Source organism: Atopobium minutum 10063974 (assembly GCF_000364325.1).
Classification (GTDB): domain Bacteria; phylum Actinomycetota; class Coriobacteriia; order Coriobacteriales; family Atopobiaceae; genus Atopobium; species Atopobium minutum.
On the sequence record NZ_KB822533.1, the window covers coordinates 358,971 to 385,427 of the forward strand.

Annotated in this window: 25 protein-coding genes and 2 tRNA genes; 23 read left to right on the plus strand and 4 right to left on the minus strand. The window is 51.4% G+C overall.

Going from position 1 to position 26,457, the window contains the following annotated elements:
• Positions 1–220: 220 nt before the first annotated feature.
• Together HMPREF1091_RS01720 and HMPREF1091_RS01725 are read right to left on the minus strand one after the other, a co-directional pair.
• Positions 221–1,198: an HAD family hydrolase gene (locus HMPREF1091_RS01720; protein WP_002563110.1), complete on the minus strand. Its 978-nt coding sequence runs from the start codon at positions 1,196–1,198 to the stop codon at positions 221–223.
• 1 nt (position 1,199) lies between these two features.
• Positions 1,200–2,783: a Mur ligase family protein gene (locus HMPREF1091_RS01725; RefSeq protein ID WP_155887832.1), complete on the minus strand. Its 1,584-nt coding sequence runs from the start codon at positions 2,781–2,783 to the stop codon at positions 1,200–1,202.
• Between the two features lie 137 nt (positions 2,784–2,920).
• Between HMPREF1091_RS01725 and HMPREF1091_RS01730 the strand changes: the two genes are divergently transcribed.
• The 6 genes from HMPREF1091_RS01730 to HMPREF1091_RS01755 all read left to right on the plus strand — a co-directional run bounded on the left by HMPREF1091_RS01730 (position 2,921) and on the right by HMPREF1091_RS01755 (position 6,867).
• Positions 2,921–2,996 (plus strand) — tRNA-Val (locus HMPREF1091_RS01730).
• 62 nt (positions 2,997–3,058) lie between these two features.
• Positions 3,059–3,952, plus strand: coding sequence for a glutamate racemase (gene murI, locus HMPREF1091_RS01735; RefSeq protein WP_002563112.1), 894 nt, complete (start codon positions 3,059–3,061; stop codon positions 3,950–3,952).
• Between the two features lie 9 nt (positions 3,953–3,961).
• The gene (gene rph, locus HMPREF1091_RS01740; protein WP_002563113.1) at positions 3,962–4,774 is read left to right on the plus strand and encodes a ribonuclease PH; all 813 of its coding nucleotides are present in this window, start codon (positions 3,962–3,964) and stop codon (positions 4,772–4,774) included.
• A gap of 9 nt (positions 4,775–4,783) precedes the next feature.
• The gene (gene rdgB / locus HMPREF1091_RS01745) at positions 4,784–5,404 is read left to right on the plus strand and encodes an RdgB/HAM1 family non-canonical purine NTP pyrophosphatase (RefSeq protein ID WP_002563114.1); all 621 of its coding nucleotides are present in this window, start codon (positions 4,784–4,786) and stop codon (positions 5,402–5,404) included.
• 63 nt (positions 5,405–5,467) lie between these two features.
• On the plus strand, positions 5,468–6,199 hold the full coding sequence (gene nagB, locus HMPREF1091_RS01750; RefSeq protein WP_002563115.1) for a glucosamine-6-phosphate deaminase: 732 nt from the start codon (positions 5,468–5,470) through the stop codon (positions 6,197–6,199).
• 44 nt (positions 6,200–6,243) lie between these two features.
• Positions 6,244–6,867: a putative ABC transporter permease gene (locus tag HMPREF1091_RS01755; RefSeq protein WP_002563116.1), complete on the plus strand. Its 624-nt coding sequence runs from the start codon at positions 6,244–6,246 to the stop codon at positions 6,865–6,867.
• 126 nt (positions 6,868–6,993) lie between these two features.
• Here the strand turns inward: HMPREF1091_RS01755 and HMPREF1091_RS01760 are convergent, their stop codons facing one another.
• Positions 6,994–8,085: a M24 family metallopeptidase gene (locus HMPREF1091_RS01760; protein WP_002563117.1), complete on the minus strand. Its 1,092-nt coding sequence runs from the start codon at positions 8,083–8,085 to the stop codon at positions 6,994–6,996.
• A 178-nt stretch (positions 8,086–8,263) separates the two neighbouring features.
• Between HMPREF1091_RS01760 and HMPREF1091_RS01765 the strand changes: the two genes are divergently transcribed.
• From HMPREF1091_RS01765 to pfkB, 13 genes are all read left to right on the plus strand, one after another.
• Positions 8,264–8,554, plus strand: a complete 291-nt coding sequence (locus HMPREF1091_RS01765; protein WP_002563118.1) for a Veg family protein — start codon at positions 8,264–8,266, stop codon at positions 8,552–8,554.
• A 125-nt stretch (positions 8,555–8,679) separates the two neighbouring features.
• Positions 8,680–9,579, plus strand: coding sequence for a 4-(cytidine 5'-diphospho)-2-C-methyl-D-erythritol kinase (gene ispE, locus HMPREF1091_RS01770; RefSeq protein WP_002563119.1), 900 nt, complete (start codon positions 8,680–8,682; stop codon positions 9,577–9,579).
• Between the two features lie 43 nt (positions 9,580–9,622).
• Positions 9,623–9,699 (plus strand) — tRNA-Pro (locus HMPREF1091_RS01775).
• A 296-nt stretch (positions 9,700–9,995) separates the two neighbouring features.
• The gene (locus tag HMPREF1091_RS01780; protein ID WP_002563120.1) at positions 9,996–11,090 is read left to right on the plus strand and encodes a Gfo/Idh/MocA family protein; all 1,095 of its coding nucleotides are present in this window, start codon (positions 9,996–9,998) and stop codon (positions 11,088–11,090) included.
• Between the two features lie 86 nt (positions 11,091–11,176).
• Entirely contained in the window at positions 11,177–12,601 is a 1,425-nt protein-coding gene (locus HMPREF1091_RS01785; protein WP_002563121.1) for an MATE family efflux transporter, read from the plus strand.
• 429 nt (positions 12,602–13,030) lie between these two features.
• Positions 13,031–13,495, plus strand: a complete 465-nt coding sequence (locus HMPREF1091_RS01790; protein WP_002563122.1) for a PTS sugar transporter subunit IIA — start codon at positions 13,031–13,033, stop codon at positions 13,493–13,495.
• Positions 13,495–13,791: a preprotein translocase subunit YajC gene (yajC, locus tag HMPREF1091_RS01795; RefSeq protein ID WP_002563123.1), complete on the plus strand. Its 297-nt coding sequence runs from the start codon at positions 13,495–13,497 to the stop codon at positions 13,789–13,791. Before HMPREF1091_RS01790 ends, yajC begins: the two co-directional genes overlap by 1 nt.
• A gap of 136 nt (positions 13,792–13,927) precedes the next feature.
• Positions 13,928–14,410, plus strand: coding sequence for a PTS N-acetylgalactosamine transporter subunit IIB (gene agaV, locus HMPREF1091_RS01800; protein WP_002563124.1), 483 nt, complete (start codon positions 13,928–13,930; stop codon positions 14,408–14,410).
• Between the two features lie 183 nt (positions 14,411–14,593).
• Positions 14,594–15,400 (plus strand): PTS mannose/fructose/sorbose/N-acetylgalactosamine transporter subunit IIC, encoded by an 807-nt coding sequence (locus HMPREF1091_RS01805; protein WP_002563125.1) that lies wholly within the window; start codon positions 14,594–14,596, stop codon positions 15,398–15,400.
• On the plus strand, positions 15,390–16,460 hold the full coding sequence (locus HMPREF1091_RS01810; protein WP_002563126.1) for a PTS system mannose/fructose/sorbose family transporter subunit IID: 1,071 nt from the start codon (positions 15,390–15,392) through the stop codon (positions 16,458–16,460). Before HMPREF1091_RS01805 ends, HMPREF1091_RS01810 begins: the two co-directional genes overlap by 11 nt.
• Positions 16,461–16,552: 92 nt before the next feature.
• Positions 16,553–17,281 (plus strand): GntR family transcriptional regulator, encoded by a 729-nt coding sequence (locus tag HMPREF1091_RS01815; protein WP_035424487.1) that lies wholly within the window; start codon positions 16,553–16,555, stop codon positions 17,279–17,281.
• Positions 17,282–17,309: 28 nt separating this feature from the next.
• Entirely contained in the window at positions 17,310–18,482 is a 1,173-nt protein-coding gene (agaS, locus tag HMPREF1091_RS01820) for an SIS domain-containing protein (protein WP_002563128.1), read from the plus strand.
• Positions 18,482–19,414: a 1-phosphofructokinase gene (pfkB, locus tag HMPREF1091_RS01825; RefSeq protein ID WP_002563129.1), complete on the plus strand. Its 933-nt coding sequence runs from the start codon at positions 18,482–18,484 to the stop codon at positions 19,412–19,414. The genes agaS and pfkB overlap by 1 nt, the downstream gene beginning before the upstream one ends.
• 107 nt (positions 19,415–19,521) lie before the next feature.
• Here pfkB and HMPREF1091_RS01830 read toward each other — a convergent pair whose 3' ends face one another.
• A complete protein-coding gene (locus HMPREF1091_RS01830; RefSeq protein WP_002563130.1) occupies positions 19,522–20,382 on the minus strand; it encodes a spermidine synthase in 861 nt (286 codons plus the stop codon).
• Positions 20,383–20,546: 164 nt separating this feature from the next.
• On the opposite strand from HMPREF1091_RS01830, the gene HMPREF1091_RS01835 reads away from it, so the two are divergent.
• The 4 genes from HMPREF1091_RS01835 (at position 20,547) to HMPREF1091_RS01850 (ending at position 26,274) form a co-directional block, all read left to right on the plus strand.
• Positions 20,547–20,747, plus strand: a complete 201-nt coding sequence (locus tag HMPREF1091_RS01835) for a Sec-independent protein translocase subunit TatA/TatB (RefSeq protein ID WP_002563131.1) — start codon at positions 20,547–20,549, stop codon at positions 20,745–20,747.
• Between the two features lie 107 nt (positions 20,748–20,854).
• On the plus strand, positions 20,855–21,328 hold the full coding sequence (gene greA, locus HMPREF1091_RS01840; protein ID WP_002563132.1) for a transcription elongation factor GreA: 474 nt from the start codon (positions 20,855–20,857) through the stop codon (positions 21,326–21,328).
• A 10-nt stretch (positions 21,329–21,338) separates the two neighbouring features.
• On the plus strand, positions 21,339–23,459 hold the full coding sequence (gene lysS / locus HMPREF1091_RS01845) for a lysine--tRNA ligase (protein WP_002563133.1): 2,121 nt from the start codon (positions 21,339–21,341) through the stop codon (positions 23,457–23,459).
• 214 nt (positions 23,460–23,673) lie between these two features.
• On the plus strand, positions 23,674–26,274 hold the full coding sequence (locus HMPREF1091_RS01850; RefSeq protein WP_002563134.1) for an ATP-dependent Clp protease ATP-binding subunit: 2,601 nt from the start codon (positions 23,674–23,676) through the stop codon (positions 26,272–26,274).
• The last annotated feature ends 183 nt before the right edge of the window (positions 26,275–26,457 follow it).

Below are 26,457 nucleotides of genomic sequence, written 5' to 3' on the forward strand. Positions count from 1 at the left end.
AAACGTAATTACCTATGCGCTTGGTAGCTCGTGCGCAGAAATGCTAGATTCTCATGAGCCGTTGGGGTGTACTCTAGCGGCTCATTTTTACTTATTTACGCTTGGATTTTTGGCTGATCATACCAATGTGCTGCACTGCCATAATCCTATTGAACAATTTGTGTCCTTGGACGGAGTTTGATTAATAGGGTTGGGAGTCTAAGTAAGAGCCTCAGCGCTCTTAGTTGTGAGCTGCAAGCAAAGCTTGCATAGCATCACACCAGCCATCAGTGGATGGGCGTGTGGATACGTAGGTGTTGGGATGCTTGGTAAGTTTGGCTGCAGCATCAGTATGTTCAAAACCATTACTCATAAAGAGAAACGTGCCAACAAAGTCTGCCATTTCACAATCTGCTGGTGAATCACCCGCGGCGAGCATTTGGTCCTTTTCGATATGCAAGAGCTGGGCAAATTTACCAATGCCCGAGCCTTTGGTAAGGCCATGGGGCATGATGTGGTAGGTATGAATATCTTGGGGATGCGCCATATCTACATCCTGCAGCGTTGTACTGCCGTTCATGCGCTTGACCAGGCCATTATCAGCAAGATATAGAGGAAGAGGGCAGCTATCGAGTAGTGCCTGGACCTCAAAAGCCTCTACGCTGCCACGCAAAGCAACGCTTACCTCGCGGTATTCAAATCCCACGTAGTTGTCATGATAGGTTTCCAACTTGCCGGGATAGCGGGCAATAAGTTCGTCTACAATGCCCGTCTCGCAGATACGATCGTGCGGGGTCTTGAGGGATGCATGGTTGTAGGGCATGTCTCCGGTAAAGTAGACCCACTCGGGCTGGCTGCCGCTTTTGGTACAAATAAGGCCGCCCATCTCTGCAATCCAAGCGTCAAAGCCCAAAATGCGTGAGTCCTCAAAGGTCATGGCACGATTACGACCGGAAACGGGCACCACGATAATGCCAGCTCTGCGCAGGTCTATCAGGGTTTGGATAAGTCGTGCGCTGGGGAGGTGAGAGCTGTTTTGCACGGCCGAGGCGCCTGTAAGCATGGTGCCGTCCAAGTCCGTCATAACGTAGTGTATTTTTGCCAAGCGTGCCTTGTCCTGTGCGCTTATAGGGGCGGTGGGAAACGTTGGTGTTGCAAGGGTGCTGTCGGGGCTTTGAGCAGCAAAATGCAAAGTTGTATGCCGTGTAGGCGTGTTCATGTTATGCCTCTAGCTGCTTGGTGCGAGAGGCGGCCATAGCCTGTGCAAAAACATCGCCATCACAGGGCATGGGGACAAACGCATCTCCTCTATGCATCCGTGTTTCATCTCCCTTGGCAAGCAGACATACGATGCTGTCTTGCTCATAAGACTGTGCTACTGCAACAGCGCGCTCGATAGCAGCTGTGCGATCAACAATAATCTCGTAAGTAGCATCGACAGGTGTGTGAGTTGCCATTTGAGCACAGATCTTCTCGGCAGGCTCATTCCAGGGGTCCTCAGAGGTGTAGATCATAAGATCACACCACTTAGCGGCCTCTTCTGGTAGTTCCTGGCGACGCTCATAAGCTTTGCCGCCAGCACAGCCAAAAACAGCAACAATTTTGCGACCAGTAAACTCCTGTTTAACGGACGAGAAAAACTTCTTAAATGAGAGGCGATTGTGGGCGTAGTCAATCAGTCCCACAACATGGCTGGTAGAGGCGGGAGAAATTTCCATACGACCTGGCACCTGACAATGAGCCAGCCCTTCACAAATCTCTTGCTTGCTATAGCCCATTTGCTGTGCCATACCAATGGCACATAGGGCGTTATCTACGTTAAACAGACCGGCCATGCTCAAAAAGACGGTGTCGGTCCAGTGTGGGGTGTGACACACAAAGCTCAGCGACCCAAAGCCCGGCTCTATGTTTTTTGCCCAAAGGTCGGGCAAAACCGTGTGCACAGTGCCCTCCGCAGATTGATACCTGTGTGCAGAACAACCAGTGGCACTATAGGTGATTTGTTTCTCCAAGCTAGCTGCGGCGGTAAGCACGCGATCCAACTGATCTGTTTCTAGGTTAATCACGGCTGTGTTGGTAAGTGAGAAGAGCTTAAGCTTGCTGGAAAAGTAGTCCTCAAAGTCTGAGTGCTCGTTAGGCGAGATATGGTCTTGGCCAATGTTGAGCCATCCGGCTACGCCTACATGTAGCCCCAACACGCGATCATATTTAAGTGCCTGGCTAGAAACTTCCATAATCATGGGGCTGTGGTCAGAAGCCTTGGCGTGGGCAAGGTGACGCCAGAGATCAGCGGCTTCAGGGGTGGTGTTGTGGCTTTCTTCACGCTCAATGCCGTCGTAGGTTTCAATGGAGCCCATAATAGAGGCGTGTGCATAGGCCGTGCCTTTATCGCAAATGCTGCGCAGCATGTATGCTACCGTGGACTTACCTTTGGTGCCGGTGATGCCTGCAATTTGGATGCTTTGATCGGGATAGTCCCATGCGGCAGCAGATAGATATGCCATGGCGCGGCGTATATCATTAACTACCAACACGGGTGTGTGGGGGGCCAGTGCTGCCAGCTTTGCATAGTCGGTATCTGCACAGGCGTATGCAACAGCGCCTGCCGCAAGGGCAGCCTGCAAGAACTGTGGTTTAAAGGCAGCGCCTTTGCAAATAAAAAGGTTGCCGTTTTGAACAGTACGAGAATCGCATGCAGCACCAAAGATGGACAACGGCGTGGTGGGGGCGCTTGGCGTGGCTTGTACAAGCAGCTGATGCTGGTCAAGTAAGGCGGCAAGCTCTGTAAATGTTGTTGTATTCATAGCTGTAAGTATACGAATTGTTTGTTGGGGCTGCATGGAGGTATAAAGAGTTTAACGGGACTTCAACAAAATTGTGGAGGAAGGTAAAATCATTTTGCATACGGGTTATGGTTTATGATAAAATTCTTTCCGCATTCGGGCGATTGGCGCAGCGGCTAGCGCAGGTGCCTTACACGCACAAGGTCGGGGGTTCAAATCCCTCATCGCCCACCATGTATATGTTTCGAGCCCGGTAGCTATGCTATTGGGCTCGTTTGCTATTTGGGGGTGCTGTTATGGTGCAACCTAGTTTTCCTATTGGTGTGTTTGATTCTGGACTTGGCGGTCTGACGGTTGCTCGTGCTCTGTCGGAGTATATGCCGTATGAATCTATTTGGTATGTGGGAGATACCAAGCGTTGCCCCTATGGTGTGCGTAATCAGGCAGAAGTAAAAAACTTTGCTCTGCAGATAGGCAAGTGGCTTGCTAAGCATGACGTCAAGCTTATGGTCATTGCCTGCAACACGGCTACAGCAGCAGCCTTCCATGCCTTACAAGAGCAGCTGCCCCTTCCCGTTATAGGTGTGATTGAACCTGGGGCGTCTGCAGCGTGTAGGGTTTCTCGCTCGCGTAACATTGGTGTGCTGGCTACGCAGGGAACTGTTACTTCCAATTCTTATGCGCAGGCGCTTCATGATTTGGATGCGACTATAAAGGTTACGCAGTGTGCTACGCCGCGCTTTGTACAAACGGTAGAAAGCGAGCTTGCACGTACCAACCATCTTTATCAGGGCTGGAAGCTTAATCCAGAGATTTTTGACACACCTGAGGTTCATGCCATGGTGCGTGAGGATATCTCACCCCTTCTTGATAAGGACATTGATACCGTGGTGTTGGGGTGTACGCATTTTCCTTTACTGTCTGCTCAGATTCAAGCGGTGCTGGGTGAGGACGTACATCTCGTAAATCCTGCCGACCAGACCGCGCGAGAGGTAAAGCAAACGCTTGAGCAGCTGGGTATGTTGGCAAGTCCTTCGGATGTGATTCGTGGCGTGCATGCAGAGCCTGCATATCGCTTTGCTACTACGTCGGACAACATCACCTCTTTTGCGGTGGCTGGTACTTTTGTTTTTGGCCACGACCTGGATTCTGTCGAGCATATTGAGCTTTCTGAGCTGGAAAATCTATAGGAGGATAGCGTGGCAGAGATGTTGAGAGCTACCGATACTACCGTCGAGTCTCCTGAGCTAACTGGGTCATCCGAATCACTCGGATTGGCTGGGCCGGAGCTGTCCGAGCGCTCTTTTGGACGAGCACAAAACCAAATGCGTCCTGTTACGCTTACGCGTGACGTTATGAAGAACGCTCAAGGCTCCTGTATGGCAGAATTTGGTGATACACGCGTGCTGTGTAGCGCCACTATTGAAGAGTCGGTTCCCAAGTGGCACCTGTCTTCTCGGGCGGGATGGGTAACGGCGGAGTATGCCATGCTGCCTGCTTCTACTAATAGACGCACCGCTCGTGAGTACAGGGGGCGCAAGGGTCGTTCTATGGAGATCGAGCGGCTTATTGGTCGCAGTTTGCGTACCGTTGTGGACTTACATGCCCTGGGAGAGATTACTGTTACGGTGGATTGTGACGTTATTCAAGCAGATGGTGGCACAAGAACAGCATCTGTAACAGGCGCTTGGGTTGCTTTGCATGATGCGCTGTTGGCATGGGTAGAAAAAGGTAAGCTTGCTCGACTGCCATTAAAAGATCAGGTAGCTGCTATTTCTATGGGTAAGGTTGGGGGCCAGCTTTTGCTGGATCTTGACTACGCAGAGGATAGACACGCGCAAGTAGACATGAACCTTATTGGCACCAGTGATGGTGGCATCATTGAGATTCAGGGTACCGGGGAGCAAACACCGTTTACCTGCGTTGAGCTCGCTGAGTTTATGAGCATGGGGCAACAAGGCATTGCTCAGCTGTTGGAACTGCAAAACAAAGTAACCAATTTTAGGGAGTAAGGAATTAACATGGCTGTAGAAGCGTCTGCGCTTGATCCCAACAACACCGTGGTAGTGGCAACGGGCAATGCACATAAAGTAGTAGAAATAGAGGCCATTTTGAGCGAAGTATTACCTGATGTGCGTTTTGTTGCGCTGAGTGAGTTAGGTGAGTTTCCCGAGCCGGTAGAAGACGGAGACAGCTTTACGGCCAACGCGCTCATTAAGGCACGCGCTGCTTTGGAGCAGACGGGTTTCTCGGCTATTGCAGACGACTCCGGCTTGGTGGTAGATGCATTGGATGGCGCACCTGGCATTTATAGCGCTCGGTATGCGGGTGAACATGGTAATGATGAGGCAAACAATAACAAGCTGCTTGGTGAGCTAACATTTGTGGATGACGAGCAACGCAGTGCACATTTCCACTCCAGCGTGGTATTGGTAAAAAAGGACGGTACGGTTTTGGTGGGCGAGGGTAACTGTCCCGGTACGATTGGCTATGCTCCCAAAGGCGAGAATGGCTTTGGCTATGATTCGCTGTTTTTGCCGGACGCCATGCAGGGTTTGACCATGGCGCAGCTTACTCCTGAACAAAAAAACAGTATTTCTCACCGTTTTTATGCGCTTAAGGACTTGGCTTCTCAACTTTAAGCTGTTGTACTTGCATGTAGTGTGTCATTATGTGTGCATGTAGTTTTTATAGAGGAGGGCACAATGAAGATCATCCCTGCCAAAGACTATCAGGACATGAGTCGTAAGGCAGCAAACATTATTTCTGCCCAGGTTATTCTTAAACCTGAATCAGTTATTGGCCTTGCTACGGGTACAACGCCAATTGGTGCGTATAGCCAGCTTATTGAATGGTACAAAAAAGGTGATGTGGATTTTTCCCAAATGCGTACCTACAACTTGGATGAGTACCGTGGTCTTGAGCACGATGATCCTCAGAGCTATCACTTCTTTATGAATGATAAGTTCTTTAACCACATTAATATTGATCCCAACAATGTTCATGTGCCGGATGGTGCTAACCCCAATATTGAAGAGGCCTGTACTACCTACGATGACATGATCGAAGAGGCAGGTTTTTGCGATTTGCAACTACTGGGCATTGGCAACAATGGACATATTGGCTTTAATGAGCCGGATACCGCCTTTTCTAAGGGTACGCATTGTGTAGATCTTACCGAGTCAACTATTCAGGCCAATGCTCGCTTGTTTGATACGCCTGACGATGTTCCTCGCCAGGCCTACACCATGGGTGTTCAAACCATTATGATGGCTCGTTCCATTTTGGTAGTAGCGAGTGGTTCTGCTAAAGCGGATGCCGTGTATGACATGTGCTTTGGTCCTGTTACACCTCAAGTTCCTGCTTCTATCTTGCAGCTTCACACCAATTGCGTTGTTGTGGCAGATAGCGAAGCCTTGGCTCGTTGCGCTTGCTAAAAGTTTTTTGCTAGGGGTTAGGCAAGGCAGCAGAGGGAACCATCGTGATTGATAAAACGTCTGCATATAATACATCGGTATATACACAAGAAGAACTCTCCATTGATCATGCATCAGTGGAGAGTTATCTTACGCACATTGCCTTTGTTTTTCTTATTGGCGGGCTTGCTGGGTGGCTGTACGAAGTATTTATCGGTGCACCGCTCAACGGTGAGCCCATAGATCTTGGCCATGGTGGCTTAGGCATACCCTTTTTGATGATTTACGCCATTGGTTCGGTGAGTATTGAACTTGTTTTTGGGTTGAACCGCAAACCGTTGCCCGCTGTTATACAGCTGTTGGGATCAACGCTGTTAGCAACAACTTTGGAGTACAGCTCGGGGCTTATCATGCTGCATGTATTGCAGGTGCAAGCTTGGGATTACCGGATACCGGGCTGGGATTTTTTGACCACACCTGACGGTCTTATTTGTTTGCGTGCCTCGCTTACCTTTGGCGTCATGGGATTATTGCAACTGCGTGTGATAGACAGGCTGTATGAATGGCTGGCTCGCAAAAACTTTTGGGTGCTTTTAGTAGTTGTGTGGGGCCTTATAGCTGCAGTTACGCTGGTTTTGCTCAACGCATTTTTGTTCCACGCCGTAGATGTGGGTGACATCTGGCGCTAATCATTATGGGCGACACATGGCCTTTCTTAACCACATGCCGCTCATCTTTATATTGGCCTTAGTGACTGGGATCAGTGCACTTGAATGAGCGTGTCTGACTCCGTACAGCTGTGCTTAGTGCAAAACTTAGTGCAAAATGGTGAACTCTTTGGGATATGAGTTCAAAATCTCGCAGCCATCTTCTGTGACAATCAGCAAGTCCTCAATGCGCACGCCTACCTTACCAGGGATGTACACGCCGGGTTCTATCGAGAAAACCTGACCAACCTGCACGGGTTCATCGTGAGTAGAAGAGACGTCACCAGGCTCGTGATCCACTAGACCAATCTGATGGCCCAGACGATGGGTAAAGTACTCACCCCAACCCTGAGCAGCAATAACGTCGCGGGCCGCTTTGTCAATCTCTGCAAAGCTAACGCCGGGGCGCACGATGGCCTCGGCTGCCTCATTTGCCTGGCGAACGGTTTCGTACACGCGGTAGGACAGATCGTCAGGCTCGATGTTTTTCTCGCCAGCAAACCAGAAGGTGCGGGTCATATCAGAGCAGTAGTCATCTTGCTTGCATCCCACGTCAAACAGCACGATCTGTCCGTCCTGCAAAACGGTATTGTCGGGTTCGTGATGAGGGTCTGCAGCGTTGGCACCAAAGCTTACGATAGGCTCAAACGAGTGGTCCTGTGCTCCCAGACGACGGTACTCGGCTAAAAGGCGCTCCGCAATGCTAAACTCCGTAACACCGGCCTTAACCTGCGAGCGTAGCCATGCCATGGCCTTATCGTTAGTGGCAGAAGCCGCGCGCATAGCCTGCTGCTCTGCGGTGTCCTTGATGGAGCGAGCGCCATCTACCGCATCAGAGGCAAGCAGGTAGTCCTGTGCAGCACCGGAGTGCATAAGGGGCAGCAACCACTTGGCAGCCAACTCTTTGTCTATGCCCAACGCCTGGTCATGTAGGCACTGATCTGCAAGCAGGGGAATGGGATCGTCCGTGTCATCAAACAGGATAACGTTGGTGCAAGCACCAGACGCATCGGGAAAGAGGCGATTACAAAACATAACGGGCTCTTTATCCGCTGCCAACAGCAAGCCGAAGAAGCGTTCAAAAGGCAGGGTGTAATACCCGGTAAGCCACTTGATGGACATGGGATCGCAAATAAAAATTTGCATAAGACCGCGCGCTTTCAGATTGGTCATTACGCGCGTTATGCGAACATCGTTCATAGCTGTCCTTTCACGGTATTGTCTAGGGCAATCTTACCCGTTTATCCAAAAAGCATCGTACTTAAAGGTTTGTTTAATTGGTGGTTGGGTTGAGGTCTGCAATTGAGCCTAGTATTATTCATCTTTAGCTAACTATGATTATTCTCACAAATCCGCAGTTGGCGGACTGGAGGTTTCTATGGAAAACGAGATGCCCCCTGCAAATAGGGTAGACCTGATTCGCGAGAAGCTCGAAGAGCTGCAGGGCCAGCGTTTGCGTGTGCGTGCAAATATGGGTCGCAGCCGTATTGTTGAGCGCACAGGTGTGCTTGTGGGCGCTCATCCGTCTTTGTTTATCGTGGAGGTAGAGGAGCGTCGTGGTCGCACGGCGCGTCAATCGTACCAGTATGTGGACGTTCTTACGGGTACGGTGGAGCTCTACAACAGTGATGATGGCGAGAAGATCTTTGATTTTGTCATCGAAGAGTAGCGTTGCGCATCTGACGCATCCAAAGTAGCTTCAACAGAGAGCATAGATCCTAGAGCATAGAGCACAGATCCAATCTGAAGACCCAACAATCCTATCAGGCAACCTTCCTATTAAGCATATCTCGTATGACAGACGATACCTCTCCATCGCAGTTGCGTTATGTGGCGCCGGCAAAAATCAATCTCTACCTGGGCGTCCATGAGGGACGCGACGCGCGCGGCTACCACGGCGTAGACTCCGTGATGGCAGCCATAGACTTTTGCGATACAGTAACGGTTGCTCCCGCGCCCAAGCTTTCCGTGAGCTGCCTGCCCGACGTGGGCTGTGTGGATTCATCCAACACCTGCTGGCGCGCTGCCGTTGCCATGGGCAAGTCCTTTGATTTTGAGCCGTCGTACGCCATTTGCGTGCACAAACACATTCCTCCACAGGCTGGTCTGGGTGGCTCGTCTTCCGATGCAGTGGCCACCATTTTGGCGCTGTGCGAGTTTAACCACCTTGATCCCACTGCCGAGAAGGTCGTGGAGGTAGCACGGAGCATTGGTGCAGACGTACCGTTCTTTTTACGGGGCATTCCCTGCTATCTGGACGGTTCGGGTGATACCCTGCGCGAAGAATTTAACACCCTGCAAGGCATGCCCGTTGTGCTGGTGCGTCCTTCTGGCTCTGTGGGTGTCTCGACGCCCGAGGCCTATGCAGCCTTTGATGCGTCTTGTGTGCCTACGGGGAATTTGCAGGCAGTGCTTGAGGCATTGCGCTCTGGCAACTGCGATGAGCTCTATGCAGGCATGGATAACAACCTTGGTCCCATTGCGTGTCATCTGTCTTCTGAGGTAGCAAGCAGTGCGCAGTGGCTTAAAGAGCAACAAGGTGTACGTGCCTCACTGGTAACGGGTTCGGGGAGTAGCTCCTTTGCGCTGTGTGAGTCCTCTGAGGTGGCGCGGCGCATTGCGCGCGATGCGCAAGCGTTGGGAATGGATGGGCTTGCTACGCGGATTATCAATCATGGTCCGCAAAGGATATAATTATTTGTTAGGATACTTCTGCTAGCATCATTGTGCTATTCATCGGGTTGTGGCTCAGCTTGGTAGAGCGCTCGGTTCGGGACCGAGAGGTCGTGCGTTCAAATCGCATCAACCCGACCATTGTATATTCAAGCCATCGCGTCTGCGGTGGCTTTTTTTGTTGCCTGGTTGGCAGGGTTGGCAGGGTCAGGCGCTGGGCAGACGGCTTGAATGGGCGTGCGCTGTGCCGTGCCACACTGCAACGTGTCGTGGCATATGTCGCACGATGTCGGAGCGTTATTAATATTAATAACGCTCCAACGGGTTTACAAACTAAAAGAAATGCCTCTGGAAATAAAGGAAATGCCGCTTGCATAATGGCACAATAGAAGAGAGCCAAATACACATGCTCAGCGCCCTATATCTCTGGAGGCAGTATGAAAATCGCTGTTGTTGGGACCGGACTTATTGCCAGCTATGCGCTGCCGCATCTGGCAAGCTGGGGCTGGGATGTGGTCGCCCTTGTGGGTACCGCTCGGTCCGCACAGAAAACCCGTGAGTTAGCAGTGGCCTATTATGCACAGGCGTTTGAGAGCTACGACGATTTTCTCGCTCTTGTGAAGCCCACCACCGCCAGCACTGCGAAGCTAACCGCCCCCACCACCACCTCCACTGCCAACACCGCGGAATCAACCGCCTCAGCTGCCCCCAGCCTTACCTGCGATACCGTGTATCTTGCAGTGCCTAATCACCTTCACTACCAGCTTGCTATGCAGGCTATACAGGCAGGGCTTAACGTTATTCTCGAGAAGCCCTTTGCAAGCAATGCCGCCCAAGCGCAAAAACTTGCTCAGGCATCGCGCGCCGTCGGTGTGTTTGTGTTGGAAGCCATTACTACGCTGTATCAGCCTAACTATCGTAAGCTGCAGGAATGGTTGCCGCGCATTGGCCAGGTGCATATTGCCTCGGTAAACTACAGTCAGTACAGCAGCCGGTACGATGCGTTTTGTGCGGGCAGTATTTTGCCCGTGTTTGACCCGCTAAAGTCCGGGGGTGCGCTCATGGATTTGGGAACGTATTGTATTTCTTGGCTGGTAGGCCTGTTTGGCAAGCCTGTATCCGTGCGCTACCAGGCAAACATTGAGCGCTCCATTGATACCTCGGGTATCACTACGCTGGACTACGGTCATTTTAAGGCGGTTGCTATTGCCGCTAAAGATTGCGCTGCGCCAAGCTCCAATGTTATCCAAGGCACCAAGGGCTATCTTACGCAAGAGCTGGCTCCGAGCATGGGCGGCGCTGTCACCCTGCATTTGAACGATGGCACTCAAGAGCACTATGATGCAGCGCTACCAAACCGCATGGAAGCGGAGTTTTGTGAGTTTGCTCGGATCATAGCTCAGAATGACCGTGCCGCTTATGAGCAGCGCCTTGAGCAGAGTTTAACCATAGCGCAGGTGCTTACAGAGGCACGGACCAGCGCTGGGATTGTGTTTCCCGCAGACGAGCTGAGCAACAAAATGGGCTCTTAGCAAAGTGAAGCCGGAAATGTAACGATTATGCGACGATATAGGTGCTTCGGGGCTGTTTTTCGGATAAGGATTGTATCGTTAGAGACATGAAATCAATTAAAGCAGTGTTTGCCAAAAAGGCACATCAAACAACTGAAGAAAAGTTTCATGAGATGATCGAGCGACCCATTGGACCTCTCATCACCTCTTTGGCAATCCCGTCCATTTTTGCCAACCTGGTTACCGCCATATACAACTTGGTGGACATGTATTTTGTGGGACATATCAGTACGGCTGCCTCTGGTGCTATCGGCATCTCATTTGTTGCTATGACCGCCATACAGGCGACAGGATTTTACTTTGGGCAAGGCACCGGTAACGCTATTTCGCGTTATTTGGGGGCCAAGCAACAGGAAAAAGCCAATATTATGGCATCCACAGGCATAGTATGCACGCTGACCGTTGGCTTGCTCATTGCCATATTGGGCAACCTCTTTATTGAGCCGCTGTGCATCCTTGCTGGTGCAACGCCCACCATTTTGCCGTATGCCAAAACATTTATCGGCATTATCTTGTGCGGGGCTCCCTGGATGGCAAGTTCTATTTTGCTTAATATGCAGCTTCGTTTTGAGGGCGAATCGCTCTTTTCCATGCTGGCAATTACGACAGGTGCCATTCTCAATGCCCTGCTTACACCTCTGCTGATTTATGGCTTCCATCTGGGCATTGCCGGAAGTGCTATCTCTACCATTGTGTGCGAGTTTATCGGCTTTGTTTTATTGTTGATTGAAACACAAAAGATTGGACTGGCGCCACTGTCTCTTACCTGGGTTCGCCCCAGCAAAGAGCTTTTCCGAGAAATAAATAACGGTGGTACGCCTTCGTTTGTACGTCAGTTGATGCTTGGCATTGCAACCACCCTGCTTAATAATGCGGCAGCGCCGTTTGGAGACGCTGCTGTTGCCGCTATGGCCATTGTGCAGCGCATTACTGGTTTTGCCAACTATATTCAGATTGGTATTGGTCAGGGCTACCAGCCGGTATTGGGATACAACATTGGGGCTCGGCATCATGAACGCGTACTTGCAGGCTATAGTTTTGCTTTGCGCGCTTCAACCATTGCGGTGCTCGCTATTGGTGTTTTTACCTGTATATTTGCGCCCCAGCTCATTTGGATTTTTAGGCAAGATCCGCAGGTGGTGGCTATTGGTACCCTTACGCTGCGTCTGGCAAGCTTTTCTGCTGCGCTTACCGGCGTTGCCATGATGACCAACTTTATGCTGCAGACTTCAGGCCATGTGTGGAGCGCGTCCATCCTTGGTGCCTGCCGTTTGGGCTTGGTATTGGGGCCTGTCATAGTGGTAATGGCATACTTCTTTGGCCTGTTGGGCGTACAGCTTGCGCAGCCCGTTGCTGACCTTATTACCTTTTTTGTGGCAATCCCCTTTGCCAAGATTACCCTTTCACAATTTAATACCACAGCCAAGGTGGAAGAGAGCATCCGAGAAATTCAAGCGTGGATTTGGGAGTAGGGCACAGATACTCTGCGTAGCCATGCGGCTGCGTACGTAGTGTTTCTCTGTGTGACTGTCTTACTCTACGACGTAGGACCTCTTAGCAATCACGTCACGTTGCTACGGCACAGTGCTTCTCGCTCCCTTTTTCTTAAATCTAATACCAGTAACTATAAATAAACTGAAAAACAAGATAGATGGACCACCAAACGCCCTACAGAAAACACCCGCTTTGGTTTAAAAAGCACACAAGAGAGCGCCACATCTAAAACTGGTATTTCTTGTAAAATACCAGTAACTGCAGGTTATTTGAGTGAACGGCATGTTTTCTTCGGTAAGCGTTAGCTTGATAAAAACCAACACAAAAATGGTATCCACAGATAGCAGAAACGCTAAGATATGGTGTAAATGGTATGTGGTAGTAACCACTTATCTGGGGAGGCTTGTATGGTTGGCTTTATCATTACCGGGCATGGTGATTTTGCAACGGGGCTATACAGTGCGCTTGCGATGATCGCTGGCGAGCAAGACGGAGTGGTTGCAGTTACCTTCCACGAGGATGAAGCAGCAAGCTTTGGCAACAAGCTTACGGATGCAATAACAAACCTGCGCGCCACAACCGATGGCATTGTCATATTGTGTGACCTTATCGGTGGCACTCCCTTTAACCAGGCCATGTTGGCTGCTCAAGCCTTTGACAGCGTAGAGGTAGTGGCAGGCGTCAACCTGCCCATGCTGCTTGAGTGCATCATGGGACGCGAGATGGGTATTGGAGTGCGCGAGTTATGCGTCAACGCCGTGTCATCTGACGTGCTTGGTATCGCCCACATGTCAATTGATGCCGTTACGCAGGACGAAGCTTCGGATGCCGCTTGTTATGATGTCGATTTTGATGAAGAAGAAGGCATCTAATGACAACAGAATCCTTTACACAGTCGATCTTAGGTGCTTCAGTGGCGCTGCTTATCCTGTTTGCACTTATCGGCATAGTGCTGTTTATCGTTACGTTTGTGCGTACCCGCAAAAAGAAGAATGCCTACGCACACGTGCATAAAAACATGGCGGTTGGCCAGCGTGTGCTTTTTGCTGGCGGTATCTACGGCACGCTGGTGCGCGTGGGCAAGCAGACCTGTGACGTAAAGATTAAATCGGGCGAAGTTATGGAAGTGTCTCGCTATGCCATTCAAGAGCTGGATGAGGACGCATAACGCATAACAGCTGTCGACACTGCCCAGGCAGCACCTAAGCAGCACTTAAGTAGTGTCCGGACAGCATCAAAGTAGATCAAAGCAAATACCTACGTAATCGCACGACGAGCTGGTCATAAGAGGAAAGGAGCAACCTATGGCGGAGCCAAATATCGTTCTTGTGAGGATTGATAACCGTTTGCTGCATGGTCAAGTTGCTACTCAGTGGGCAAAAAGTATTGACTGCAATCTTATTCTGGTGGCTAATGATGACATTGCGGGCAACAAAATGCGCCAAAACCTGTGCAACATGGCGGCCCCACAGGGCATGGCTACCAGGTATTTCTCGCTTCAGAAGACCATTGATGTCATTCACAAAGCCGCCCCTCGTCAGCATATTTTTATCGTTATTGAAACCCCGCAAGATGCGCTCAAGCTCGTTGAGGGTGGTGTGCCCATCAAAAAGATCAACATTGGCAACATGCACATGTCTGGCGATAAACGCCAGGTAGCAACCTCTGTTGCCGTTGATGATGAGGATGTTGCCACCTTCAAGAAGCTCCAAGAGCTGGGCGTTGAGCTCTTTATCCAACGTGTTCCCACGACGCCGGTTGAGTCTACCGAGAAGCTCTTTAGGTAGGCGTTATGTAGCTGTAGGTACGTATATGCACCTCTGATTGGTGTATCTACTCCCTTTCTTTTGGGCGTCGCATGCCGGCGCCCACCCCCTGGGTTGTGAGCGTGTGTCGTAGTGAAGGCAACGCACGCACGACAAAGTACTTCACATGGTCAAAAGCACGTATATATGAAAGGAGGTTCAAGGATGGATTATTCAGCTCTCCAAGTTATCCTGGTGTTCCTGGTAACATTTGTTGCTGCAATCGACCAGTTTAGCTTCCTCGAGTCCTTGTATCAGCCACTCGTCACTGGTATGGTGATTGGCCTCATCCTTGGCGACCTACCCACGGGCCTTATCGTTGGTGGCACGTATCAGCTTATGACGATTGGCAACATGCCTATCGGTGGAGCTCAGCCACCTAATGCCGTTGTTGGTGGCATTATGGCAACCGTTTTGGCAATTTCGCTCAAGCTTGAGCCTAACGCTGCTGTTGCTCTTGCTATTCCGTTCTCTTTGCTCGGTCAGTACGGTGTAACACTGATCTTTACGCTTATGTCTCCTCTTATGAGCAAGGCAGATCAGTACGCGGCCGATGCCAATTCCAAGGGCATTGAGCACATCAACTACCTGTCCATGTGCTTGCTTGGTGCTATTTTTGGCATCGTAGTAACCCTGTTCTTTATTGGTGGTTCCACCATGGGTCAGGCCGTTGTGGACTCGCTTCCCCAATGGCTCACAGACGGTCTTTCCGCTGCTGGCGGCATGATGCGCTTCGTTGGCTTTGCCGTGCTTCTTAAGTTCATGATGAACAAAGATATGTGGGGCTTCTACTTTATGGGCTTCGGTCTTGCCCTTGTCGTCTCCGGCATTGCAAGCTTAGCCACCCCCGCTCTGCTCATCCTCGCGCTTATCGGCTTTGGCATTGCCTACTGGGATTACCAGCAAAATACGCAGCTCAAGGGTGCTGTTGCTGGCTCTGATTTTGATGGAGGTGAAGAGGATGGCATCTAAGGAGGAACTCACACATTACAACAATCTAGAGCCTGCGGCCGACCTTGACCAAAAGACTCTTAACAAGATGGCATGGCGTTCCTGCTTCTTGCAGGCATCGTTTAACTACGAGCGTATGCAGGCTTCTGGCTGGCTGTACTCTATTCTTCCTGGCCTTGAGAAGATCCATACCGATAAGGACGATCTCGCCACATCCATGACGCATAACATGGAGTTCTTTAACATCCACCCCTTCTTGGTAACCTTTGCCATGGGCCTTATCCTGTCCATGGAGCAGAAAAAGGTGGATATTCCTACCATTCGTGCCGTGCGCGTCTCTTTGATGGGTCCACTTGGTGGTATTGGCGATGCCCTGTTTTGGATGACACTCGTGCCTATTACCGCGGGCATTTGTTCCAACATGGCCATTAGCGGCAATATCTTTGGCCCCATCCTGTTCTTGATCATCTTTAATGCGGTGCAATTTGCACTACGCTTTGGCCTGATGAACTGGTCCTACAAGTTTGGTATGACCGCTTTGGACTCCCTTATGGAGCACATGCAAGCCTTTACGCGTGCTGCTTCCATCCTGGGTGTATTTATCGTAGGCTGCTTGACCGTAACCATGGGCGGCACCCAAATTAAGGCAGTGATTCCCAACGGTACCACGCAGGCCTATGTTGCCCATGTTGCCACTGTTCCCACCAAGGACGTAGACAGCTTTAAGGTCATTACCAAGGGCGATAAGGACGTCACGCTTTCCGGTATGGTGGATGCAAATGGCGAGCCTCTTGCTGGTACCGATGCTGACGGCAACGCAGTTACCGCTGGTTCAAAGGACCTGGGCAACGGCATGAGTGAGGTCACGTACATGGAGATGGTTGAGTCTCCGGTAAACATTGACATTGCAAACATCTTGGATAGCATCTGCCCCAAGCTGGTGCCTTTGGCAATCGTTATGCTTCTGTACTTCCTCTTTGTTAAGAAAAACTTCACGCCTATCAAGGCTATTTGCCTTATCCTGCTAATTGGTATCTTGGGTGCAGGACCCTTTGGTCTGTGGCCCAGTATCTGGGGTTAAGCTCTAACCTTTAGATCTATGGGCGAGGTTTGAAGGCGTATGGGCACAGCGTTCATGCGCCTTTGTTTTGACACGAGGAAGGCATGTGGCTTATGGCTATGTCATCAAGAAAGCAACCGTTGTACGACCAGCTTGTGGATGTACTGCGAGAGAAGATTGAAACTGACATGGTTGCCAATGATCTGCTGCCATCTGAGCGTGAGCTCTCTGAGCAGTATGGTCTTTCTCGAACCACCGTACGCCTTGCTCTACAAGAGCTGGAATCCTTAGGACTGGTAACGCGCCAGCATGGTCGTGGCACCTTTGTAGCCGATATGACCAATCGCGCCACCGATCTTTCCAGAGCGTACAGCTTTACCGAGGAAATGCGCCGCCTTGGACGTACTCCGCAAACCAAGGTACTCGAGTTTAAGCTCATGCCCGCAGCAAAACATGCCAGTAGTATGCTGTGTTTGCACCTGGGTACCAAGGTGTTTAAGCTGAGGCGCCTGCGTCTTGCCGACGGCGTTCCCATGATGATTGAGCAAAGCTATCTTCCCGCAAGTGAGTTTGTCTCACTCTCGGAACAAGAGGTAGCTACCAAGCCTTTGTATGACATTGTCGAGAAGGACTACCACCAAAAGATCCGCCTTGCCAATGAAGAGTTTAGGGCCAGCACTGCCCGGCGTGAAGAGGGAGAGCTTTTGGGCATTCCCGAAGGTTCTGCTGTGCTTAGGCTTTCTCGCATTACCTTTAACGATAAGAACGTGGCCATTGAATATACGCACAGCGTTGCCAGGGCTGACCAGTTTAAATACAAAATAGTACACCGCAGGGGATAGTCCTGTGGCATAAGAGAGGAGTGCGTACATGTTTGACAAAGCTCGTGTTGAGCTCAAGGCTCTTGGCGCAGACATCACTACGCATGAAATTGCACAACAACCAGATCTTTGGTTGGATACCCTTGATATTTATTTTGCTAACAAGGAGAAGATCCACGCGTTTCTCAACCGCGCCAAGACCCTGGGTAAAGAAGGCATAACCGATATTATCTTTACGGGTGCTGGCACTTCTGCCTATGTGGGCGATACGCTGGTGCCATATTTACGTCGCGTGGGAGATACTAGCGCTTTTGACTTCAAAGCAATCCCTACAACCGACATTGTTTCTGCTCCGTATAACTTTTTGTGCCCCGAGCGTCCCTGCGTATTGGTGTCCTTCGCACGCAGCGGCAATAGCCCAGAAAGCTTGGCAGCCGTTGAGATCGCTCGCAGCGTTGTGCACAACATCATGTTTCTTAACATTACCTGCGCTCCCGATGGCAAGCTTGCTGTTCTGTCTGAAGGTGCTTCGGACACGCTGACCCTCCTTATCCCGGGTGCAAATGACCAAGGTTTTGCTATGACCGGCAGCTATAGCTGCATGGAGTTACTCAGCGCTTTGATTTTTGATGGAGCTAAGGATGATCAGAAGGCCTCATGGGTTGCCCAGGCAGCAGACATGGGCAAGCATGTTATAGCCCATGAGGACGAGGTTACCTCATGGCTCACGGATGATTTTGAACGCATTACCTACCTTGGTTCAGGTGCTTTGGGTGCCATGACGCGAGAAGCTCAGCTTAAGATTTTGGAGCTTACTGCAGGTAAGATTGCCACTTCCTTTGACACGTCTATGGGCTATCGTCACGGGCCAAAATCCTTTGTAAACCATCGGACGCTGGTATTTGTGTTTGTAAGTAATGACAGCTACACCCGTCACTATGATTTAGATATTTTGCACGAAATTGCGGCCGACAACATTGCGTTGCATACGGTTGCAATCCAGCAAAGCGCACAGACCCTCTTTGAAGGGGATGCTATAACGTTTGCCAAGCACGCAACTCTGTTGCCCGATGCCTACCTTGCGCTGCCCTTTATTATGGTGGCGCAGACCATCTCTTTGTTTACCTCACTGAAGGTGGGTAATACCCCGGATACGCCTTCGCCCACCGGTACGGTCAACCGTGTGGTTAAGGGCGTTACCATCCACGAGTTCGAGGCGTAATGATTACCACAGTTACGCTCAATGCATCTATCGATAAGGCCTACCACATGGATCAGCAGGTGGTAGGTGGAACTGTCATGCGCGTGCATGCCGTAAAAAACAGCGCGGGCGGCAAGGGGCTTAATGTTGCCCGCGCGGCAAAGATTTGCGGCTCACGGGTGCAGGCAACGGGGCTTGTCGGTGGGTTTAATGGCCGTTATTTGGAACAGCTCACCGAGCAAGACGGTATTGTAAGCGCATTTGGTCACATTGCTGGAGAAACGCGGAGCTGCATCAATATTTTGGACGAGCGCTTCTCGTCTACGGAGTTTTTGGAACCCGGTTGTGAAGTGAGCGCACAGGAGTTAGAGGAATACCTGGAGGAGTTTCCCCGCATCATTGCTCAGTCTGCTGTGGTAACGATTTCCGGGAGCCTGCCTGTGGGTGTGCCCATACATACGTATAAGCTGCTGGTTGAGATGTGCAAGCAGGCCGATAAACCCATCATTTTAGATACGTCTGGTGAGGCGTTGCTGCAAGGTATCTCAGCACATCCTACGATGATAAAACCCAATCAAGATGAGCTTGAGGCACTGTTTGGCGTCTCGGCCCAGTCACGCGCCGATGTGCTTACCTGTGCACAGCGCCTGTATGAGGGCGGTATTGCGCAGGTAGTTATTTCTTTGGGTGGTCAGGGTGCTTTGCTGGTATGTGAGCAGGGGACGTTTCAGGCAATTCCGCCCGCCCTTACCGTTGTCAATACGGTTGGTTGCGGGGATTCGATGGTGGCTGCGTTTGCGGTTGGTTTTGAGCGAGGCATGAGCGCACCTGATGCCTTGGTGTATGCCGTGGCAGTTGCGAGTGCTGCAGCGCTATCTACGCGCACAGGACACTATGATCCTGCTCACCGAGATGAGATTTTGCCACAGATTGAGTTAAGAAAGCTGGCATAGGCTAAAAAGCTGGCGTAGGCTGGCAAGTTTTCGGTTGGTCAGGACGGTTGCGTATCAAGGTGGCTGCGTACCAAGGCGGCTGCGCGTGCAGTGTGGCTGTGTAGCCCCTACACCTCACGTCCGTTGTCAAACCTGCTCACATCCAAGGCCATGTCACAGGCAATCATCACGTTATTGGCGCGCCGACCAGGTTCATCTGCGGCTTCGGGCAGTAGGTATACGTGTGCAAATTCTTGCTTAAACGTCTCGAGGGTTTGGTACAGGTGCTGGGATTTTTTTCCCTCAAGCGGCGCAATCACGTTGGCTAGATACAGCCCCTTTTGTGTTAGGTGCTCATGAATAATACGAGCGCCCTCGGCAGTCCCCATGGGTCCCAGTGGTTTTGCGCCAGAAAAAGCATCGTTTATCACTATGTTAAAGCTGTGGTCACTGTTTTGTAGCCAGATCCAGCCATCGTCACACACCAGCTCCAGCCTGCCGCTTTTCTCGGTAGCATAGGTGTGAATAAGCTCATCCAAAAAGAAGTGTTCACGGGCAAGGGCAGTGATGGCAGGATCAATCTCCACTGCGCTTACCTGCATGTGGGGATAGTGGGTAATCAGATATTTGGGGAGAGAATATCCGCCGCCGCCAATAACGGCACAGCAATCTTGAGGCGTGGTGTTCTCGGTAAGGATAAGAACGCGCGCAAAGCTGCGGTGGTACTCGCATACCAGCTCATTGCGCAGCTCAGGGTCGGTGTAGGTGATGGATTGAAAGGTGTTGTGCACGTTGAGCAAGCGAATGGGCGTGCCGTCTTGGTCCTCAGAGTCAAAGATGAGCGCACGGCCAAACATGGTTTTGGGGATAAAGGTAATGCCACGCTTCTTAAGGCCCCAGGCAAGCAGGTGCTTAAACACCACTGCCATGACCGCCCAAAGAAGGAGGTTACCGCCCCAAAAAAGTATGGTAGATGTGTCTAGACTCATAAGTTTCCGCTCTGATGTGAATAGTGAGTACCATTTATAGTTCTACGTGGTAGGATAACTGAATGCGTAAATAAAGTTTGTGTGTTTTGCGCATATACCTTTTATACTGAAGAGTACAAAATTGTGTACAACGGGCCAAAGAGTCCATTTATACGGAGGTAGCTATGATTCTTGGAATGGGTCCCACCGAGCTTATCATTATCTTGGCAATTGTTCTGGTTATCTTTGGACCTAAGAATCTTCCTAAGCTTGGTAGTACCGTTGGCAAGACCGTTAAGAACATCCGCGAGGGCATGGAAGAGGACACCAAGTCCGCTAAGGATGAGGTAACAGAGGCTGAGGTTGTCGATAAGGACAACGAGTAAGCTCACTTTCTTATTGCTTGCAAATTTTGCGCCTATGCACAAGCTGCGCCGTGCCTTTTGCACGTCTGCAGGGTATCCACTAGTTATTTCGATTTAGAGAGCAGAGCATGGATAAAGAGATCATCCTTACTCCCGAAGGCCGACAGAAGCTTGTAGACGAGCTCGAATGGCGTGAGGGCGAGAAGCACACAGAGATTATCGCCGCCATTAAGGAAGCACGTGAGCAGGGCGACCTTTCGGAAAACGCCGAGTACGACGCTGCTAAAGAAGAGGAAGCTCAAAACGCAGCTCGCATTGGCGAGATCCGCAAGATCTTGTCCACCGCCAAACTTGCAGGGGCAAGCACGGGTCGCGCAAAGATAGTATCCATTGGCTCCACCGTTGAGGTTTCTAACGAGAAGGGCAAGAAGTCCTCTTACACCATCGTAGGTACCACAGAGACGGACTCGCTGTCCAACCGCATTTCTAATGAGTCCCCCGTTGGTGCTGCTCTTATCGGTGCCAAGATTGGTGAGACCGTAGAGTATGTAACTCCATCTGGTAAGACGCGCGCCTTTAAGGTTGAGAAAATATCGAGGTAAAAGGAATCCCATGGCAACAGATCAAGAGACGCCGGTAAATATCAACGATGAGCGTGCTATTCGTCGTTCCAAGCGCCAAGCTCTTATCGATGCCGGCATTGATCCCTATCCTGCTCGTTCTGTGGTAACTGCTCATGCCGCAGAGCTTATTACAAAGTACGCAGACTTAGCAGATGGCGAGAATACGGAGGACGTTCAATCCTTAACGGGTCGCATTCGCGCTTTTCGCCGTCAGGGCAAGTTGGCGTTTATTGTGCTGCAGGATGTAAGCGATTCTATTCAGCTGTTCTGCCGCTGTGACGTGTTGGGCGAGGCTGCGTGGGAGCTGCTAAAGCAGTTTGACGTAGGCGACATCATTGGGGTTACCGGCCCCGTTGTGCGCACCAAGCGCGGCGAACTTTCCATTGCGGCGCAAAACATCCAGATGTTGGCCAAGTCTTGCCGTCCGCTACCCAACAAGTGGAGCGGTCTTACGGACAAAGAAACCCGCTATCGTCAGCGCTACGCAGACCTTATCGTCAATCCTGACGTTATGGCTACCTTCCGCATGCGCTCGCGCATCATTTCTGCTATCCGCCGTTATATGGAGGAAAGCCAATCCTATATTGAGGTCGAGACTCCCATTTTGCAGGAGACCTTAGGCGGCGCTAACGCGCGCCCCTTTGAGACGCACTTTAATGCGCTTGACCAAGAGTGCTACCTGCGCATTGCTACCGAGCTCCACCTCAAGCGCTGCATTGTGGGCGGCATGGAGCGCGTGTTTGAGATTGGTCGTCAGTTCCGTAATGAGGGTATGGACCAAACACACAACCCCGAGTTTACCTCTATGGAGGCCTACTGCGCCTACTCTGACCTTGAGGGCATGAAGCGCTTAACGGAAGGCCTGTTCCAGGCGGTTGCTGCTGCGGTGGGCAAGGGCGAGGTCCTGAACTACCAGGGCCAGCAGATTAGCCTTGCTGTTCCATTCCGTTCCGCTTCCATGAGTGAGCTGGTCAGTGAGGTTGTGGGTGAGCAAGTTTCTATGGAGACGCCCCTTGAGCGGCTTCGCGCACTTCTTGATGCTCACAAGTTGCCCTACGAGAAGGAATGGGGTGTTGGCAGGCTTATCTTTACGCTCTACGATGAGCTGGTAGAGCAAACGCTGGTTAACCCCACCTTTGTGTGTGATTACCCCGTTGAGGTTTCCCCTCTGGCCAAGCGCAAGCCCGAAGACCCCCGTCTGACTGAGCGCTTTGAGCTGGTTGTGGCTGGTCATGAGTATGCCAACGCCTTTACCGAGCTCAATGATCCGGTAGACCAGGAAGCTCGCTTCCAAGCTCAGGTGGACGCAAAGGCTGCCGGTGACGATGAGGCCATGGAGTATGACTACGATTACGTTCGTGCGCTTGAGTACGGCATGCCTCCTACCGGTGGTGTTGGCTACGGCATTGACCGCATGGTCATGCTGTTTTGCGATGAGCCTTCCATTCGTGATGTGCTTTTGTTTCCTCACATGCGTCCCGAAGCCCTGGGTGCTGGCAGCAAAAAGCAGCAGCAAGCAGAGCAGGTGCTGGATGCAGGCATTTCTCGCGAGAAGGCCTTTGAGCTGCTCAAACAGTACAACAAGGATGACTATCACCTCCTGCATGGCCAGCAGGTAGAGGCTCTGATGTGCTACTTTGCTAAGCAGTATGATCCTGCCAATGAAGCGTTTTGGGGCATTGTGGGCTTGTTGCATGATCTGGATTGGGAAGTCTGTGGGGATGATGCGCAGCATACCGTAAAGGCTGCAGAATTGCTGGCAGAGGCTGGCGCCAATCCCGCTTTGGCTCATTGCATTCAGACGCATAATTACGATATAAATCCAGAGCTTCCCGAGCCGAGCCACAAGATGGAATGTGTCCTGTTTGCTGTGGACGAGCTGTCCGGGCTTATCAACGCCTGTGTGCGTATGCGGCCCAGCCACTCCGTGATGGACTTTGAGCTCAAGAGCCTTAAGAAGAAGTTCAAGAACAAGAGCTTTGCTGCCGGCTGTGATCGTGAGGTCATTAAAAAGGGTGCTGAGCTTATGGGTATGGAACTGGACGAGCTTTTCTCGGCAGTCATTGCTGCAGAAAAGGAGCTGGCCGGCACAACGGAGTGCTTTGAGTAGCCGGTCACAGCATTGTTCATAGAGCATGGTTGCTGTTGCTCACTAAAATTCATCTAACCAAGCAGCTCTGACAAAAGTCGGGGCTGCTTTTGTGTAGAAGTCCTTAGGCAGACGCTTGTGGGATGCTTGTAGGTATTGCAAAGCAGCATACGGGGTACACATCAAAGCAGCAAATCAGGTCATTGCATGCAATGACAGGAAGGGGCTATCCCATATGTTCGAAAAATTTACGGATAAAGCTAAGAAGGTCATGTCGCTGGCACAAGATGAGGCGCGCGGCCTTGGGCAAATGTATGTAGGTACCGAGCATCTGCTCCTAGCCCTTATCAAGGAGGGCGGCGGAATCGCTGCTCAGGCGCTGGAAAAGCTTGAGATTAGCTATGAGGAAGCACTGGCAACCATCAAGGAGCTGTCCAAGTCAGAGGAAAAAGAGGTTCCGGGCGGTCACATTCCTTTTACGCCACGTACCAAGCGCGTACTGGAAAACGCCTATCGTGAGACCATGCTGCACGGCCAAACCTACATCTCTACCGAGCACTTGCTGCTGGGCATTGTGCGCGAGGGTAACGGCAGCGCTATGACCGCGCTTGCACGCCTGGGTGTCTCGGCAGATGCGGTGCGCAACGCCGTCAACGACCTTATCGATAAGAGCCCGGAGTCCACCCGTCCCACGGCACAAGTGCGCATGGGTGGCGATCCTATGATGATGGGCTCTCAATCTACCGAAGGCTCCATGCTGGAAGAGTATGGTCGCAACCTTACTCAGTATGCTAGTGAAGGCAAGCTCGACCCGGTGATTGGTCGTGACCGTGAGATAGAGCGCGTTATGCAAATTTTGGCGCGCCGCCAGAAAAACAACCCGCTCATCTTGGGTGATCCCGGTGTTGGCAAAACTGCCATTGCAGAAGGCTTGGCGCAGCTTATTGCTGCTGATGAGGTGCCCGACATCCTGCGGGGTAAACAAGTTTGGACGCTGGATGTGGCCGCGCTGGTCGCCGGCTCTAAGTACCGCGGTGAGTTTGAGGAACGCCTCAAAAAGGTGGTTCAGGAAGTGAGCGAATCCGGTAATGACATCTTGTTCATTGACGAGATGCACACCATTATTGGTGCGGGTTCTGCCGAGGGTTCCATTGATGCGGCTTCTATCCTTAAGCCGCCTCTGTCACGCGGCGAGATCCAGGTTATTGGTGCAACCACAGCAGAGGAGTACCGCAAGCATATAGAGAAGGACTCCGCCCTTGAGCGCCGCTTCCAGCCCGTTATGATAGGCGAGCCTTCCATTGAGGATGCCATTGAAATCATCCGCGGTCTGCAGGACCGCTATGAGCAGCATCATCACGTGCGCTTCTCGCAAGGTGCCATTGAGGCTGCGGTTACGCTTGCAGATCGCTACATTCAAGATCGTTTCTTGCCCGATAAGGCCATTGATGTGATTGATGAGGCGGGTGCTCGCACGCGCATTCATACCATCAAGACGCCGGATTCCATTGTGGAAGTGCAAAATCAGCTCAAAGAGGTGACGTCCAAAAAGTCCGAGGCGGCATCTGCGCAGGAGTTTGAGGAAGCAGCACGCTTAAGGGATCAGGAGCGTGAGCTTACGGCCCATCTTGAGGAGCTAGAAAAAGCCTGGCGAGAAGAGCTTGACGCCAAGATCGTGGACATTACCGAGGGCGACATCGCAGACGTGGTAAGCAGCATTTCTCACGTTCCTGTTTCCACCCTTACGGAGACTGAGGCCTCCAGGCTTTTGCGCTCCGAAGAGGTGTTGCATCAGCGCGTTGTGGGTCAAAACGAGGCGGTTACCGCGGTGTCTAAGGCAATCCGTCGCAGTCGCTCGCCGCTCAAAGATCCGCGCAGACCTGGTGGTTCGTTCATCTTTTTGGGACCTTCGGGCGTGGGTAAGACCGAGCTTGCAAAGTCACTTGCCGAGTTTTTGTTTGGCAGCCAGGACGCTCTTATCAGCTTTGATATGTCTGAGTTTATGGAAAAGCACAGCGTGTCCAAGCTGGTTGGTGCCCCTCCGGGATACGTTGGCTATGACGAAGCTGGTGAGCTTACCAAGGCGGTGCGTCGTCGTCCTTATTCCGTCATTCTGTTTGATGAGATCGAGAAGGCCCATCCGGATGTCTTTAATGTCCTTTTGCAGATCTTGGACGAAGGTCGTCTGACTGATGGTCAGGGTCGCAAGGTAGACTTTTCCAACACGGTGGTTATCATGACCTCCAACATTGGTGCTCGTGAGATTGCCACCACCACTACCATGGGCTTTAGTGCCTCCGGTTCCAATGGTCTGTCCGATAAGGAAATTAATTCCCGCGTTATGGGCGAGCTCAAAAAACTCTTCCGCCCGGAATTCCTTAATCGTGTCGATGAGATCGTGGTCTTTAAGTCTCTGACCACTAAGCAGTTGCGCGGCATTGTTGATCTTATGGTCACGGACCTGCGCGATCGTATGATCAAAAACGGCATGTCCATCGAGCTTACCGATGCAGCGCGTGACCTTATCGCCAAAGAGGGTACGGATCCCATCTATGGTGCCCGTCCCTTGCGCCGTGCCATTCAGACCATGATTGAAGACCAGCTGGCAGAAGAAATGCTCCAGGGTAAGTGGCAAGCAGGAGATATTGTGCTGGTTGATTGTGATGGCGACAAGCTAAGCTTTACGCGCAGACAAGGTACCATCCCGCAGCTGTCCAAGCGGGTGCATATGGAGCTTCCTAGCGCACGCAACAGTTGGACTGCAGGAGCTCCTGCAAGCTCGCATCCATCGGGTACGGGTATCAGTGATTCGGACTTGTCTGCGGCAAGCGAGTAAGGCTGTCGATGTCTGCGTAGGGATTTGGCGGTTTGCACCAGGTCCCTGCGCCTGCACCAGGTCCCTGTGCTAGCTTCTGGGCCTGTGCTAGTAGGTCCCTGGTGCCGGCTTATGTGCAACAAAGGTTTTACAGAGAGATGCTGCACGGGGGAAAGCCCCTGCGCTTCAGGCGCTATACTAAAT